The 17,817-nt window shown below is 46.1% G+C and carries 6 protein-coding genes; all 6 read left to right on the top strand.

Annotated features, from left to right (window positions below; all coding sequences use genetic code 11):
- Positions 1 to 8 precede the first annotated feature (8 nt).
- The 6 genes from C162_RS28680 to C162_RS28655 are packed head-to-tail and all read left to right on the top strand — an operon-like array spanning position 9 to position 17,804.
- Positions 9 to 4,826 carry a type I polyketide synthase gene (locus C162_RS28680; RefSeq protein WP_036700421.1) on the top strand — a complete coding sequence of 1,606 codons (4,818 nt, stop codon included), beginning with the start codon at positions 9 to 11 and terminating at the stop codon, positions 4,824 to 4,826.
- Positions 4,827 to 4,866: 40 nt separating this feature from the next.
- Entirely contained in the window at positions 4,867 to 6,408 is a 1,542-nt protein-coding gene (locus tag C162_RS28675; RefSeq protein ID WP_051494006.1) for a phytoene desaturase family protein, read from the top strand.
- Positions 6,401 to 13,105, top strand: a complete 6,705-nt coding sequence (locus C162_RS28670; protein WP_051494005.1) for a non-ribosomal peptide synthetase — start codon at positions 6,401 to 6,403, stop codon at positions 13,103 to 13,105. The genes C162_RS28675 and C162_RS28670 overlap by 8 nt, the downstream gene beginning before the upstream one ends.
- Positions 13,098 to 14,141: a methyltransferase gene (locus tag C162_RS28665; RefSeq protein WP_036700419.1), complete on the top strand. Its 1,044-nt coding sequence runs from the start codon at positions 13,098 to 13,100 to the stop codon at positions 14,139 to 14,141. Before C162_RS28670 ends, C162_RS28665 begins: the two co-directional genes overlap by 8 nt.
- 31 nt (positions 14,142 to 14,172) lie before the next feature.
- The gene (locus C162_RS28660; protein ID WP_036700417.1) at positions 14,173 to 15,897 is read left to right on the top strand and encodes an ABC transporter ATP-binding protein; all 1,725 of its coding nucleotides are present in this window, start codon (positions 14,173 to 14,175) and stop codon (positions 15,895 to 15,897) included.
- Positions 15,894 to 17,804, top strand: coding sequence for an ABC transporter ATP-binding protein (locus C162_RS28655; protein ID WP_051494004.1), 1,911 nt, complete (start codon positions 15,894 to 15,896; stop codon positions 17,802 to 17,804). Before C162_RS28660 ends, C162_RS28655 begins: the two co-directional genes overlap by 4 nt.
- The last annotated feature ends 13 nt before the right edge of the window (positions 17,805 to 17,817 follow it).

Below are 17,817 nucleotides of genomic sequence, written 5' to 3'. Positions count from 1 at the left end.
AGCAGCTAATGAGTGTGGTTCAAACCTATATCTTTGAGCAGGTCAAGCAGCATAAGCTAACACAAGAAGAAGCAAAACAGATGCTTAAGGAACTGAAAAGTGAAGGAGTACAGAGGGAAGATATCGCAATTATAGGTATTTCGTGCAGGCTGCCTAAGGCAAGTAACACCGATGAGTACTGGAATAATCTGATGGAAGAGTTAGATTGTAAGGTTGAATTTCCAAAAAGAATGCTCGAGCATATCAAACCTATTGTAAATAATAGAGCTTATGCGGAATTTATGGGAGGGAGGTTTTTTACAGAGGAAGAAGCAGAGGATTGTAATCTGGGCGGGTATCTGGAAGATGTCGATAAGTTTGATGCCGAGTTGTTTAACATCTCCCCCAAAGAAGCTAAAACGATGGATCCGTCCCATAGAGTGTTGCTGGAGAGCGTCTGGACCGCTATAGAAGATGCCGGTTATGCCGGAGATAAAATATATGGCAGCCGCACCTCACTGTATGTCGGTAAGGATCATGTGAATGATACTTTATATCGCTATGTCACCGAAGATGAATCCACAAGCATGACAGGAAACTGGCCGGGATTAATGGCAGGACGGATTAATTACCTGTTAAATTTGAAAGGGAATTCTATGGTGCTGGACTCTGCATGCAGTTCCGGATTACTGGGTGTACACTTGGCCTGCAAAGCTCTGAAGAACAAAGAATGTGAGATGGCTATTGTCAGTGCGATCTCTTTGGGCATCTTCCCGCGATTCCGTGCAGCCCGCAAATCTATGATGGAATCCCAGGATGACCGGGTGAAGACCTTTGATAAACATGCAGACGGCACTTTTTTCAGTGACGGTGTGGCCGCGGTGATTCTCAAGCCTTTAACCAAAGCTCAGCAGGATGGAGATCATATCTACGCTGTTATTAAGGGAAGTGCAGTGAACAATGACGGGGCTTCCAACGGACTGACTGCACCTAATGCGGTAGCCCAGGAGGAGGTTCTCCTGAAGGCTTGGGAGGATGCCCGGATTGACCCTGAGACCATTCAATATATTGAAGCCCATGGAACCGGAACCAAGCTGGGCGACCCCATAGAGATTAAAGGGCTTAGCAATGCCTTTGCTAAACATACCGATAAAGTCCAGTTCTGCGGTATAGGATCGGTTAAAGCAAATATTGGCCATACAGTGGCTGTATCAGGTCTGGCGTCTCTAATCAAGGTAGTCTTATCCATGAAGCATCATGTAATTCCTTCAAGTATTCATTTCAAAGAGCCTAATCCGCTAATTAATTTCATTAAGTCACCGATGTTTGTTACGGAGAAGCCGTTGCCTTGGCCCAAAGGGGTTCAGCCTAGAAGAGCAGGAATTAATTCGTTTGGTTTTGTGGGGACGAATGCCCACGTTGTTGTAGAAGAAGCCCCGGATCAAGAGCAGCATGGGGAGGCTGCAGTTCCCGGGTATGAAATATTTGCAGTATCCGCGAAGTCAGAGGCATCCTTACTCCAACTGATTAACCGGTATGAGGAATTCTTCAGACAGGGGTCGGAAACCAGCCTGAATAACATTTGTTATACGGCTACAACTGGAAGAGGCCATTACGCCTACCGGCTAGCCTTGATTGTGCACAGCTATGAAGAACTTAAACAAAAAATCAGCACGCTGTCCTCCAGCAGATTAAGTGATCTTTCAGGTAAGGGTGTATTCTATGATTTCCATAAAATCGGATCTGACCGGAAGCCTATCAGGGATCAAGGAGAAATTACACTTTCAGAACATAGGGAGCTGAGTAGCCAAGCTAGTCATCTTATGGAAGAGGTTATCCAAGACCGAAGCGACTATCTGATTCTGAATCTGGCAGAGATCTGCAAGTTATATGTAAAAGGGGCGAAAATTGACTGGAACTTGATGTACCGGGACGGTAAAAGAAGAATCGTATCGTTACCCACATATCAATTCGATAGAGTGATGTATTGGGGTGAAGTGAAAGATAGAAGATCCGGAATGGAGTCAGCGGCCAAAAGTATCAGCCATCCTCTGATCGACCACTGTATGGCAGATTCTCTGGATGAAACCATCTATGCTACAACATTCAGCGTGAACTCGCATTGGGTGCTCAGTGACCACAAAATTATGGGGGTAAGCGTGATTCCCGGAACGACCTATCTGGAGATGGGAAGAAAGGCATGTTCGCAACTGTACGGCACGGATTTTCTTGAATTAAGAGATATCTTCTTTTTTACACCGTTCTCGGTAGGGCCAACAGAAGACAAGCTGGTACATACCATTGTAAAGAAGGAAAAGGACCATGCCCGCTTCATTATTGCCAGTGCAGACCAGGGGAAATGGACTACTCATGCGGAAGGAAAAGCCTATCTTTTCAGCGGAACTTCTCCGGATGCACAGCCCTTAACGTTCGATCTGAACACTGCCTGGAATGACAGCAAAAAGGAACGCATTAAAGTTAAATATGAAGGCTCCAGCTTAAACAGTAAAGTGTTCTCTTTTGGTCCGCGTTGGCTGAATTTTAAAGAAATCCTTATGGATAATAATGAACAATTAGTAGAGCTGGAATTGTCGGAAGCCTTTAAGGGAGATCTGAAGGAGTTGATTATTCATCCCTCCCTGCTGGATAATGCGGCAAATGTATTTATTGGAGAGGACGATGATGATAGTACGTTTCTCCCGCTCTCCTATAAAAATATTAAAATTTATTCTGCGATGCCGCAGCATTTCTACGCTTATGTACACAAAAAATCAGGTAACAAGGAAACTAAGACATGCGATCTTCAATTAATAGATATGCAAGGCAAGATTTTTATGGAAATTAAGGACTATGTACTTAAAAAGGTCAATCGGTTGATGACCCTTTTTAAAGACAATGAACAGCTGGACAGCAGCTTCTATCATTTAAATTGGATACCGGATGAACCTGCAGATCAAGGCCGCAGAGACTGTGAAGGAGCATTGCTGGTATTTAAAGATAAGCAAGGAGTATATGAGAAGCTTGCCGGGAAATTGCAGCATGAACCTATGAATACGATTCAGATTGAATTCGGAGAAGTCTTTCAAAGGCTCACCTCTAATCATTACATTATCCGTGGGACGGAGAATGATTACATTAATCTGATGAATGAGCTCAAGGGCCGTAATATCAGGCAAATTCTTCATTTGTCCTCGATCGCGGGTGAGGCGGCTACTTATAAGGAATTGGAGGACCAGCAGAACCGGAGTTTGTACAGCTTGTTCTATTTAGCCAAAAGCATCAGCAGCAACAAGATTAAAGAGAATATTGATGTAGTCTTGCTCTCTGATCATGCTACGGAAGTGACAGGACAAGAGAAGAAGATCAATGCCCTGGGGGCGGCATTATTCGGTCTGGGTTCTGTACTTACTCAAGAGTCCAAGAACATTCATTGCAGAGCGGTTGATGTAGATAACGAGACTCCGGCAGAGCAGATCATTGGAGAGATTCAGCGGATTGAACCCAAGTATCAGGTTGCCTTCAGAAACGGGAAGCGATACACCTCTGAACTGGATCTGTATAAGCCAGAGAATCAGGAAGAGAAAGAACTGGAGATTAAGGAGAACGGGGTCTATATCATTACAGGCGGTACAGGTGGTATAGGATTAGAAATTGCCAAATATCTGGCCGGGAAGAGCTCCGTCCATATTGCCTTGATTAACCGTTCGAAGCTGCCGGAAGCAGAGCTGTGGGAGCAAATGATTCAGGAGAATCCTGAACATAAGCTGTCCAGCAAGCTCAAAACGATAAATGAGATAAAAGAATCAGGTTCAGGTGTATATTGCTACAGTTGTGACATTACCGACCCGGATCAGGTCAATGAAGTGGTTCAGGAGCTAAAAATGAAATACGGCAGTATCCAGGGCATTTTCCACTGTGCAGGTGTGGCAGGCGACGGTTTTATCTTCAGAAAGCCCGAGGCCGTATTTAAAGAGGTAGTCAGCCCCAAAATAACCGGTACATGGGTGTTGGATCAGGCAACAAAAGAGGAAAATCTGGACTTCTTTATGCTCTTCTCATCCATTAATGCGGTCTTTGGAGGCTCCGGGCAAGGGGATTATACTGCTGCCAATGCTTACCTGGATTCCTTCTCCTATTCACGTAATAAAAGAGATGCGCGTACAACATCCGTCAATTGGCCGGCGTGGGGCGAGGTGGGAATTGCAGCCGATTATGGAATTAACGGCGATTTATCTGTATTTCACATGTTACCGGTAAAAGAAGCACTGAAGCTTATGGACAGAATGGCAGCAGGAGATATCGCCCAAGCGATTCCGGGCCGACTGAACTGTCCGGTGCTGGCTGCCGCTCAAGACCAATTGCCGTTTGCTTTATCAGCAGCGGTCAGAGACCAGCTGAGGGATGTGGGGACAGCCGGAATAGCAGCTGCAGAAGGCGCCGAAAGAAAGGCGGCAGGGGACGTTGTTCTCAAAGGAAAAGGCGCTGACTACTCTGAAACCGAGAAGAATATTGCACAGATGTATTCTTCAATTCTTGACAGACACGAACTTGATCTGTATGAAAGCTTCAATGCTATGGGAGGAGACTCAATAATGGCGACTCAATTACTGAAGCTGATCGACACACAGTATCCTGATGTCGTTGATATCTCTGACATTTTCACCTATTCATCAGTGGTAGAGCTGGCCGAATATATTGACCGGGAAACCCGGAAAAACAATATGCCCGCGAGGGGGAAAGCAGAGCCTGCTGCCGAACCAGCGGACCAGGAACTGAAAGATTTAATTGAGAACCTGCAAAAAGGAACGATAGATATTATGGATGGCCTGAAAATTCTGGAAAGCTGAAAAACGGATTTCTAATAATTTGCCGAAAGAGGGAGAAACAATGGACAATCAGAAAACTATCATTATTGGAGCGGGAATCGCCGGACTTGCTGCGGGATGTTACTTACAGATGAACGGGTATGACACCCTGATTATGGAGGCAGGAGCGCTGCCGGGCGGATTGTGCACCGGGTGGACAAGGAAGGGGTATTTTTTTGACGGCTGTCTAAGCTGGCTGGTAGGCTCAGGCCCCAACAATACCTTTCACAAATTCTGGAGTGAATTGAATGTGATCCAGAACATGACGTTTGTTAATGATGAGGAATTTGCTGTAGTTAATTTCAAGGACGGGACACAATTTACGTTGTATGCTGATGCAGATAAGCTGGAGCAGGAATTTCTTAGAATCGCACCCGAAGATGCAGCAATAATAAAGACCCTGACCGATGCAATCAAAATAATCTCAAACGTTGATTTGAGAATTGATAAAGCGCCTGAGTTGTTCGATCTTACTGACTTTCAAGCCTTCAAAGCCAAAGCTGGCGAGTATATGGAAGTAATGAAGAAGTGGGGCGGTGTGACGATTAAGGACTTTGCCCAGCAATTCAAAAGTGAATTTGTACGAACGAATTACCGCAAAATATTCTGGTTTAATGCGGATACGGCCGTTGCTTATTTCATGGCTACTATGGGCTGGGTTCATGCTAAGGCATCAGGTTATCCGGTAGAAAGTTCTTTGCACCTCTCTAAAATCATTGAGCAAAGATATCTGGAGCTTGGAGGGAAAATTCAATATCATTCCAGAGTTTCACGGATCATTGTTGATGAGGGTGCGGCAACAGGTGTTGAATTGGATAACGGGAGAATCTACCCCGCAGATCAGGTGATTTCGGCCGCTGACGGCTTCAGCACTATTTTTGAAATGCTGGAGGGGAAATACGCAGACGATGATCTGAGATATTGCTATGAGAATTTCAGTACCAAAACTGCGCAGATCTATGTAGGGCTGGGGATATCACGGACATTTGATGATATGCCGCACTATATGAGCCTGGAGCTGGACAAGCCGCTGAATGCAAATGGTGATGCCAAGACGGATAATATATTCGTGAAAATATTCAATAAACACCCGGACTTCGCGCCAAAGGGCAAAACGAGCGTCGTAGTCTATGCGAAGACTCCCATGGGGTATTGGGAACATCTGAAGGAAACGAATCCGCACCATTATGATGAGCAAAAGAAAGCCGTAGCTGATGAGATTATCGGGCTGCTGGAAGAACGGCTCGGAAACATAAAAGAGCATATTGAAGTAGTGGATGTTTCAACACCGTGTACCATTACCAGATATACAAGTAACCGGAATGGCAGTTGGATGGGATGGGAGAAGCATATGGATAACATTGTGCAGGAGAAGAAGCTGAAACGGTCTTTGCCCGGACTGGCGAATTTTTATATGGTTGGGCATTGGACGCAGGTAGGCGGAGGATTGCCGAGTGTGGTGCTGCAGGCGCGGAATTTGGTGCAGGTTCTTTGTAAGGAAAATGGACAGCCGTTCTCTACGACGATTGGAGAGTCTTCCCTTGGGGTGAGCAACCGTGGATGATGCCTCTATCATCAAAAAATATATCCTGGAGCAGGTTAAAGCTCAAAGCATGGACAGCGAGATTGCGCTGAAGGTATTGAAGCTGTTAACCCAAAAAGAGAAGAAGGGCAGCAATGACATTGCTGTGATCGGGATGGCCTGCAAATTCTCTGATGCAGATAACACACAGGAGTATTGGAGCAATATTTTGAATTCGATGAAGTGCATCAGAGATCTGCCCCATGGCAGAAAGGCGGATCTGGACCCGCTGATGAACGATGCCGGGAAGGAAGCCTACTTCCAGGCAGGGTTCATAGAGGAGATTGATAAGTTTGATGCGGGTTTTTTTAGAATATCACCCCGGGAAGCGATGCTTATGGACCCGAAGCAGCGTCTGTTCCTGGAGACAGTGTATCATGCTATTGAGGATGCGGGGTATGCCGGCCCCAAAATATACGGGTCTAATACAGGCATGTACGTAGGTCATGACCACAGCGGGGAACTGAAGATCTCCTATGCCTCTTTCATCAAGGATGCGGATATGATTGCAATGACAGGCACCTACCCCGGGATTCTTGCAAGCAGAACCTCTTATATCTTCAATCTCAAAGGCCCGAGTCTTGTTGTTGATACGGCCTGTTCTTCAGGGCTGGTGTCCGTTCATCTTGCCTGTAACGCGCTGAAGAATGAAGAGTGCAGTATGGCCATTGCCGGCGGGGTCAATCTGTTTCTCCTGCCGCAGCAAACGGGGATGATGAATGAAATTGAAGCAGGCAATGGCCAGATCAGTATTTTTGATAAAAATGCGGGAGGCACTATGTGGGGAGAAGGGATCTCTGCACTCGTTTTAAAGCCTCTAGACCGGGCTGTGGAGGATGGGGATCAGATTTACGCAGTAATCAAGGGGAGTGCCATTAACAATGACGGGGCCTCCAATGGAATAACAGCTCCGAATGCGGAAGCTCAAACGGGACTGATTGTCAGAGCCTGGGAGAATGCCAAAATAGACCCGGAAACCATAGGATATATTGAAACTCATGGTACCGGAACCATTCTGGGAGATCCTATAGAGATCAAAGGAATAACCAATGCTTTTAAAAAATATACAACTAAAAAGCAGTTCTGCGGCATCGGTTCAGTAAAACCCAATATTGGCCATACCGTGGCAGCCTCAGGAATTGCTTCCTTGATTAAAGCAATTCTGGCGATTAAGGAGGGAGTAATTCCCCCCAGCATTAATTTCCATGAGCCCAATCCGCTGATTCATTTCAGCAATTCTCCTGTATATGTGAGTGATCGGGCAGCTGTGTGGGAGAGCGGGGCGGGGCCAAGAAGAGCCGGTGTCAGTTCTTTTGGATTCAGCGGAACCAATTGCCATGTTGTGCTGGAGGAAGCACCGGGGCAAGCGGCAGATGCCCAGCCTGGTCAACCGGTTGAGGTACTGACACTGTCTGCCAAGAATACAAAATCACTCGAGAAATTAATTGAAAATTATATTCACTTTCTGGATAAGGATCTATTCGATCTGTCCAGCCTTTGTTACACAGCAAATACCGGAAGGAAGCATTGTGAGTATAGGATATGCCTGAAGGTTAAGGACAAGGCTGAATTGAAAAGGGAATTGAACAAACTGAGTGATAGCCTCCATTTCCTGAATCCCAGAAGGCTCTCTCCTGCGGAGGAACGTGAATTGAAAAATACCGCCCGGCAAAAGGTTGAGGCTTACACAAGAGGCGGCAAAACAGAAATGAGTATATTGAATGAGATCTGCAGCCTGTATGAAAAAGGGGGAGAGGTGGACTGGGAGAGCTTATATGAAGGAGAACAGAGGAAAAAAACCAGTGTTCCGCTCTACCCGTTCCTGAAGGAAAGACACTGGATCAGTATGGAAAGTAGAAGAGCAGCAGAACCAAGTGTGCATCCAATCACATGGCAAAATAGCCTTGAGGCTGCAGCGGCAAGCATACAGCTTGAAGGCAGAGCCAGCAGCCAATATTCTGAAACGGAGATCAGTCTCGGCCAGATTTGGGGAGCAGCCCTGGGAATGAACCCGATGTCTATAACGGCAGACTTCTATGAGATCGGCGGAGATTCAATTATTGCCATAGAAATTGTAAATACTCTTAATACAATTCTGGATCTCAGTTTGCAGGTGCCGGATTTATTCGAGCACTCCAATATACAAAGACTGGCGTCCTATATCGATTGCCGTGCTGAGAGCAATAAAGATACGCGCGGGAATCCGGAAATACCACGTATCCCGGAAGCACAATACTACGAGGTGTCTTCCTCCCAGAAGAGAATCTACATTCTGAACCAGCTGAACACCTTGAGCACCTCGTATAATATTCCGCATTTTATAATGATTGAAGGTGAACTGGATCAAGAGCGCCTCGAACGCTCACTTGATTTGCTTATCCAGCGGCATGAAGTATTGAGAACTTCTTTTAGCTTCGCGGATAAGCAGCTTGTCCAGGTAGTAGAGGATCATGTTCATCTGGCGATTGAAAAATATCGTGCAGAAGACGAAACGGAATTGAATGCAATCACCAGAGCATTTATCCGTCCGTTTGATCTAAGCCAGGCTCCCCTGGTCCGGGCGGGGTTGGTTGAACTTCACAAAGGCAAGCATCTCTTGATGCTTGATGTACAGCATATCATTGCTGACGGGGCTTCGATTCCGCTGCTGCAGAAAGAGATCATCTATTTGTATGAGAATAACCCGCTGCCGGAATTGAATGTTCAATATAAAGATTTTGCAAAATGGCAGAATGAATTATTTAAGACAGACTACATGAATAAGCAAAAGAAGTATTGGATAAATACCTTTTCCGGTGAAATTCCCACACTTAATTTGCCGTATGATTATCCCAGAGACAGCGAGCAGGGAGTGCAGGGGGAGCGGTTAACTTTTAAGGCAAGCAGGGATCTGACGCAACGGTTAAGTAAATATTGCTCCAAGGAAAAGACTACCCTGTTTATGACTTTGCTGGCAGCCTTCAATGTATTCCTGTTCAAGCATACGGGTCAAGAGGATATCATTGTGGGTTCTCCTATTGCCGGCCGGAAGCACAAGGAGCTGGAGCAGTTGATAGGAATGTTTGTCAATACACTTGCTCTCAGGAACCGTCCATCTGCTCAAATGGCATTCAGAGACTTCCTTGCCGGGGTTAAGGAGAAGGCGCTGCAGGCATACGAGCATCAGGATTATCCGTTTGAGGAATTGGTAGATCAATTGAATATGGGTAGAAATCTAAACGGAACAGCCTTGTTCAATGTCATGTTTGTTCTTCAAGTGATGGATAACCCGGCCATTGAAGTCAATGGTATGAAATATGCGCCGTATCCCTTTGAGAATAAAACAGCTAAATTTGATCTTGTGCTGCAGGCCTTTCCGGGCCGGGACGAGCTTAAATTTGAATTCACTTATGCTGCCAAATTATTCAAGCCCGGTACCATTGCAAGGTTTGCCACACGGTTCCTGCAGATTCTGGAGCATGTTGTTTCGCTGGAGAATATTCTTATTGGTGAGATTGATATGCTGGACGGGGACGAGCTGCGGAGCATAAGAAGTTATAGCCAGTCAGGAATGTCAGCCCCGTACAATGCCAAGACGTTAACTGAAGAATTCGAGGGGCAAGCAGCAAGGGTTCCGGACCAATTGGCTGTATCCGGGATTGACGGCTCATTAAATTACCGTGAGTTGAATGAACGGGCTAACCAACTGGCCAGAGTGCTTATCGGAAACGGAGTGTGTAAGGATAGAGTAGTAGGTATTATCGCAGAACGCAGTACAAATTTTGCAGTAGGGATTATGGGGATATTGAAGGCTGGCGGGGCTTACTTGCCCATTGAGCCTGCTTATCCCCCCGACAGAAAACGATTTATGCTGGAGGATAGCGGGGCCTGTATTGTCCTTACCGATAAAGTTCACCGGAAGGAGCTGGAGCATGGAATTAAGGAAGTATGTCTTGAAGAAGTGGAAGTCTGCTCCGGGGAGAATGGAAATCTTGAAATACAAGCATCTCCTGATAGCCTGGCTTATGTAATTTACACCTCTGGCTCTACCGGACAACCTAAGGGAGTGATGATCGAGCACAGAAGCGTAACAAACCTTGTAGATGCACTTCATGAGAAAGTTTACAGTCTGCATGGTCCGCACCTTAATGTGGCTCTGCTTGCCCCCTTTGCATTTGATGCATCCGTGAAGCAGATCTTTTCAGCGCTTCTTCAAGGGCATCATCTGAATATTGTACCCGGAGGGGTACGCCAGGATATCATTCAGCTAACGGAATATTACAAGCAGCATAACATTGATATATCGGATGGGACCCCGGCGTATATACGTCTGCTGTCAGAGACGTCTCTGTGCGGACGGATGGGGGTTTCGCATTTCATTATCGGCGGTGAGGCGCTGTCCTTAACAGAGGTAGAGCGGTTCTACAACAATTATGGCGGTTACAGCCGTCCTTATATAACGAATGTTTATGGCCCCACCGAATGTTGTGTGGATGCCACGGCCTTCACAATTAAGCCAGAGGAATTGAGAGAACTACAGACCCTGCCGATTGGTTCTCCTATCAAAAACTGTTCAGTCTATATCCTTGATGAGCAAAAGAGGCTTGTGCCAACAGGAGTCCTTGGAGAGCTCTACATCGGCGGCCAAGGGGTTGGAAGAGGATACAGTAATAATAAGGAGTTAACGGACATCCGTTTTGTTGAAGATTTCTGTACGCCAGGAAGGTACATGTACAAAACTGGAGATATAGGAAGATGGATGGAGGACGGGCAAATCTATTTCGCTGGAAGAGCCGACGATCAAGTGAAAATCAGGGGATTCCGTATTGAACTGGATGAGATCAGGCATAGATTGCTTTCCTGTGATGGAGTACAGCAGGCAGTTGTTGCAGTTAAAAAGGACCAGCGGGAGGAACCCTATCTTTGTGCATATGTTGTGTGCAGGGATGGGCAGATTCTGCCGGAGCTTAACCAATATCTTAAGGATTACCTGCCTGATTATATGATCCCTCAAGCGATTATACCCATAGATCAGATTCCGGTGACTGTCAACGGCAAGGTCGATACCTCCCGGCTGCCGGATCTGCAGGAAACAAGAGATTATGCTGAGGGATATGCCGCCCCGAGAAATTATGTTGAAGAGATATTATGCACAGTCTGGTCCGAGGTGCTGGAACTTCGGCGGATTGGAATCAATGATAATTTTTTTGGGTCAGGTGGTGATTCCATCAAGGCCATCCAGGCTGCAGCCAGGATGGAAAAGTACAATTTGAGGCTTGAAGCGAAATATCTCTTTCAGTATCAGACCATTAGTGAGGTTTCCAAAAAGGTACAGGACCGGGCGGATCCTGCCGAATACGGAGCAGTAACTGGGGAAGCCGCACTAGTGCCTATCCAAAGCTGGATGATTGAACACTGTAAAGATACTCTGCATCATAGAAATCTTTCTTTTGTGCTCTATAGGGAGGCCGGCTTCGGCGAAGAGTATATCAAGAAGAGTTTTACTGAGCTCATCAAGCACCATGATGCCCTCAGGATGGTATTCAAAGATCATAACCGTCACAAGCTGCAGTACAACCGGGGGTCCGAGGAAGAATTGTTTGATTTCTATCGGATAGATCTTGCAGAATCGCATTCCTCCATTGAGGATGCAAAGGCTGCAGTGAACCAAGTACAGGCCAGTATGGATTTGGAGAAAGGGCCATTGGTCAAGCTGGCCTTAATTAAAGCCAAAGACGGTGAACATCTGTTAATTGTTGTTCACCAGATGATCATCGACCACCTGTCTTGGAGAATTGTTCTGGAAGACTTGGATACAGTCTACAGACAATTAATAAATCAGGAGGATATCAGGCTGCCTCCTAAAACAGCATCATTTCTGCAGTGGTCCAATCAGCTGCATGAGTATGCGCACAGTACAGACTTGCTCTGTGAGAAGCCATATTGGAATCAGGTAGAGAGTGTAGAGGTTACACCGCTGCCTACCGATTATGAAACAGATGAAGCCAGAGTAAAAGATAATTTCACCTTATACCAAGCCTTCGATTTCACAGAAACGGAACAAATCATGTCATCCATCCGGGGCAACCGGAAGTTCACAACAGAAAGTGTCATGCTGACAGCTCTGGCCATGACGATCTGTGATTGGACAGGTAATCTGGAGGTTGTGGTGAACTTGGGCAATCATGGCCGTGATTTGAACAGTAAAGATATTGATATTCTCAGAACTGTAGGCCGGTTCTCAACCCTCTACCCTGTGGCCCTGCAACTTCCGGAGGACAGAAATATTGGTTCATGTCTGGAGTATGTCAGAGAGTACCTGGGAGGAATTCCTAAGCAAGGAGGAGGGCATGGGGTCTTGAAATATCTGAGCAGTCCTCAGGAAGGGCTGCAATTCCGCTTGAATCCTGAACTGTCATTTAACTATATGGGACAATTTGATGCGGAGTTTAATACAGACATCTTCAGGATATCGCCTATAACTGGTGGGGAGGAGCGGAGCGGAGAAGAGGTCTGGAATTATAAACTTAAATTCATCAGCTTTATAAAAATGAACCAATTGACTGTGGGCATCGAATATAATCATCAGCAATACACCCGGGAGACTGTACATGCTCTGCTGCAGCAATACATGGTGTATCTGCAAAAAGCAGCTGCCAAACCGCTAATCACAACAAATGGAGGTCTTTACAATGACTAATACAATTAAAAGTGAACAGCCCGTGAACAAAATCTTTCCACAGGCTGCAGTTATGCAGATTGTCTCCGGCGTAGGTTTTTCTCTTGCCGTCAAAACTGCAGTGGAACTAGGTGTGTTCGATGCAATTAACAACGGGAAAAAGACAGTGAATGCTATAGCTGAATCTCTTTCTCTAAATGCTCCGGCCTTGTCCAGGCTGTTAAAGGCATTGCAGTCAGTAAGCCTGGTGACTCATGACGAAGACGGGAGCTATCAAGTTACGGAGTATGGAGCCACCCTTCTCACCGGGAAACCAAGGTCTCTTGAGCCGCTTGTGAAATATCTGCTCCATGAGACTGTAGTACAGTCAATGGCTGAGATGAAGTACAGCATCCAAACAGGCAGACCTGCATTTGAGAAGGTCTTCGGGGAGCAATGGTATGGAAATCATGAGATGAAAGATGATTATTTGCAAACCATGGACAAGGCTATGGAAATCTACTCCAGAATGAGTCTTCCGGCCTTGCTGGCTTCGTACCCGTTCGATCAATATGATGTCATCGTAGACGTGGCTGGAGGGCTGGGCCAGCTGATTTCAGGAGTGCTGCAATCGGCTCCAGAATCCAAAGGGGTCCTATTCGATCTTCCTGACACGATAGAAAGAGCCAGAATGAATGCCGGTATGGCAGATACCGGAGAACGTTGTGCATTTGTTTCAGGCAGCATGTTTGAGCAGATCCCTTCCGGCGGCAGTCTGTATATGATCAGCAAGGTGCTGAATGACTGGGATGACGAGCATGTCGTCAGTATTCTTGCAAATATCCGTAAGGTTATGACAAGCGGAACAAGGCTGATTATTATTGAGAATCTTCCGGACAAAGAGGGGATGTCTCCCGAAGAGGCGTTCCGTGATCTATTATTTCTGGTCTGCTCCGAAGGCGGAAGTGTCCGTACTCTGGATGAACTGGGTAAGCTGGCTAACGAAGCCGGTCTGGATATCTTGAGCGTCAGACAAACCCCAAGTAAATATTCAATAATTGAATGTGCAGTCCGGTAAGCCAAAGTCTGTATAGCGGGAGGTCTGGAAGTTGGCCAAATTGTTAAGATTTTTGAAGCCTTATCGGGTCTATCTCGGTTTGATTTTCATATTAGCTTGTTGTCAGGCTATGGCAGAGGTCTACTTGCCAACCTTGATGTCAGAGATAGTGAATAAGGGAATCTTAAAAAAAGATGTCCACTATATTCTGGAAATCGGGGAGTATATGATCCTGGTTGCTCTATTCAATGCAGTGGTTATTGCTTTGACCAGTTACATCTCTGCGAAGGTTACTGTAGGGTACGGGAGTTCTCTGCGTAAGGCTGTGTTTGCCAAAGTACGAAGCTTTTCGCTGAGCGAGCTGGATCGTATGGGGACAGCTTCCCTTGTTAACCGTACAACTAATGATATTACGCAGTTTCAGCAGATCTTCACAGCAATGCTGCGGATGATCATTGTTCCGATGATTTTGATCGGAAGCATCCTTATGGCCGTTTCCAAAAACGCAAAGCTTTCTCTGATTTTTCTGGCAGTCCTGCCTATTCTCGGACTATGTACGGTTGTGATCGGGAAGAACAGTATGCGTTTTTTTAAGACCATGCAGGATAAGCTAGACCGGTTAAACATGATTGTCCGGGAGAACCTGAAGGGGGTCAGGGTGATCCGCGCATTTCATCAGATGGAGGGACAGACCGAAAAAATTCATGCAGCGGGCAAAGATCTGACGGTAATATCTATAAAAGCTAACCTGACGATAGCGCTGGTTATGCCACTGATGATGTTGATTATGAATGTAGCTACTTTGGCAGCTCTCTGGTACGGAGGGCTGTTTACCGGCAGCGGGAGTATGCAAATTGGGGATTTAATGGCCTACGTCCAATACATGATGCAGATCATTATCTGCATTGTGTTTGTATCAATGATGTTCTCAGCAATGCCAAGAGCTAAAGCTTCGGCAGAACGAATTCAGGAGGTTCTTGCCATTAGTCCGGACATTATGGATAAACGTCAGCGCCGCAATGATGAACACGGCGCAGGCAGCATTGAATTCCGGAACGTCAGCTTTAGCTACCCGGGGGCAGAGCGGCCAGCTATACTGAATGTTTCCTTCCGGGCGGAACCGGGCAAGACCGTGGCTATTATTGGAGGTACCGGCTCCGGGAAATCTACCTTAATAAATCTCATCCCCCGCTTTTACGATGTACAGGAGGGAAGTATTCTATTGGATGGTACAGATATCAAGGAGATGCCATTACAGATCCTTAGAGCCAGATTAGGCGTGGTTCCGCAAGAGAATGTTCTCTTCAGGGGTACAGTTGCTGATAATATTAGTGTCGGCAATAGGGCGGCAAGCCGGGAGGAGATCCGGAAGGCTGCGGAGAAGGCACAGGCTCACGAATTTATCCTAAGTATGGAAGGCGGCTATGATGCAGAAATAACGCAGGGCGGGACGAATCTGTCCGGCGGCCAGAAGCAGCGGCTTGCCATAGCCCGCGCGCTGGTCCGCAGACCGGATATTTATATACTGGATGACAGCTTCTCCGCGCTTGATTTCACTACAGACCTTCATTTGAGGACTGCACTTAAGAATGAAACCTTGGCAGCCACAGTAATCGTTGTTGCCCAGAGAGTAAGTACAGTGATTGATGCAGATATCATTCTTGTTATGGATCAGGGCTGTATTGTTGGCATGGGGACACATACAGAGCTGCTTAATACCTGTGTGACTTATAAGGAAATTGTCTCCTCACAGCTTCCGGGGGAGGAATCAGCATGAGCAAGGAGGATAAAACCTCATTAATGAATAAATCCATGAGAGGCCTAAATCCAGTAGGCTCCATAGGTCATCCCAAGGAAAAGGTCAAAAGCTATAGAGTTACTCTCAAAAGAATACTGCGATATCTGGAGCGCTTTAAATGGCAGGTACTAACAGTATGCCTCATGACTGTAGCCAGTACACTATTCAGTATACTTAGCCCTAAAATAATGGGGGATGGCATCAATATTCTGGCAGAAGGGATATACGGGAGACTGGAGGGTTCCTCCGGGACCACCATTAATTTTGCTGCATTCGGAAATATTCTGTTCATTCTGCTGATCATCTATCTGATTAGTGCTGCCTTCTCTTATCTGCAGCAGCATGTTATGGTGAAAATCTCACAAAAAGTTATTTTTCAATTAAGAGAAGATTTGAACCGGAAGCTGGCCAGCTTGCCCCTGAAATTTTTTGATTCACATCCCCACGGCGAATTGTTAAACCGGGTAATTAGTGATGCTGATACCATAGGTATCGCCCTGCAGCAGAATCTTACTCAACTGATATCCGCTGTCCTTCTCATCGCGGGTGTGCTGACGATGATGCTCTTAATCAGTCCTATATTAACAATAATAACAATAATAACAATTCCCTTAAGTATCTTGTCAATCAAGTTCCTGGCGGGACGGTCACAGCCTTATTTTATCGCACAGCGCAGAGCGGCGGGCGGGCTTAGCGGACATATTGAGGAAGTGTATTCAGGTCTAACTGTTGTACAGGCTTACGGTCTGGAACAAGAAGCAGAAGAGAAGTTCATGAAGTTCGATGGCAGACTATGTGAAGCAGGTGTGAAGTCGCAGTTTATTACCGGCTTCATGATGCCATTAATGGATTTCATCAATAATATCGGATATATTGTAGTGTGCGTTCTAGGCGGGATTTTTGTTGTTGATGGAAGAATCAAGATAGGGGATATTCAAGCGTTCATTCAGTACTCTAAGCAATTCTCCCGCCCCATCAATCAAATTTCCAATATTATGAATAGTTTTCAGTCTGCGGTAGCATCCGCTGAACGGATTTTTGAGGTATTGGATGCTCCGGAAGAGTGGGAAGACCTGGATGCTTCACAGGCAGTTGCACTTGAGAACCCCCAGGGGCGGGTTAGCTGCCGCGATGTCAGTTTTGCATATGATGAGGGAGAGACACTGTTGCGGCATGTTGATTTTCAGGTGGAACCGGGGAGCACTGTTGCGATTGTAGGTCCAACCGGAGCCGGAAAAACTACGTTAATCAATCTGCTGATGCGGTTCTATGAAATGGAACATGGAGAAATCCGGATTGATGGCGTGGACATCAGAGATATGCAGAAGGCTGATTTACGAAGGATGTTCGGCGTGGTTCTTCAGGATATCTGGTTATTTTATGGAACAATCAGGGACAATATCGCGTATGGCCGCCCGGATTGTACGTTAGCCGAAGTAGTCCAAGCGGCGGAGGCAGCTCACGCAGATCATTTTATCAGGACCTTACCGGATGGCTATGATACTGTGATTAATGAAGCAGCCTCGAATTTATCCCAGGGGCAGAAGCAACTGTTGACCATCGCCCGGGCTTTTCTTACCCGCCCGCCCATTCTAATCATGGATGAGGCGACCAGTAGCGTGGACACCCGTACAGAGATTTATGTACAGAAAGCAATGAATACTTTGATGAAGGGAAGGACCAGCTTTGTCATCGCCCACAGATTATCTACAATCCGGAATGCTGACATGATCCTGGTGATTGATAAGGGAACGGTTATTGAACAAGGCAGTCATCATGAGCTGTTGGCTAGAAAAGGGGTCTATCATGATCTTTTTAATAGTCAATATGTTTCTGTAACACCTGAACAGCAAAGTATATATACATCAGGATATGCGCAGGTGTAGACAAAGAGCAATA

Origin of the sequence: Paenibacillus sp. FSL R7-269, from assembly GCF_000517865.1 — a bacterium.
Classification (GTDB): Bacteria; Bacillota; Bacilli; order Paenibacillales; family Paenibacillaceae; genus Paenibacillus_AQ.
The sequence above is the reverse complement of the archived record's forward strand: the minus strand, read 5'-3'. Positions and strand labels throughout refer to the sequence as shown.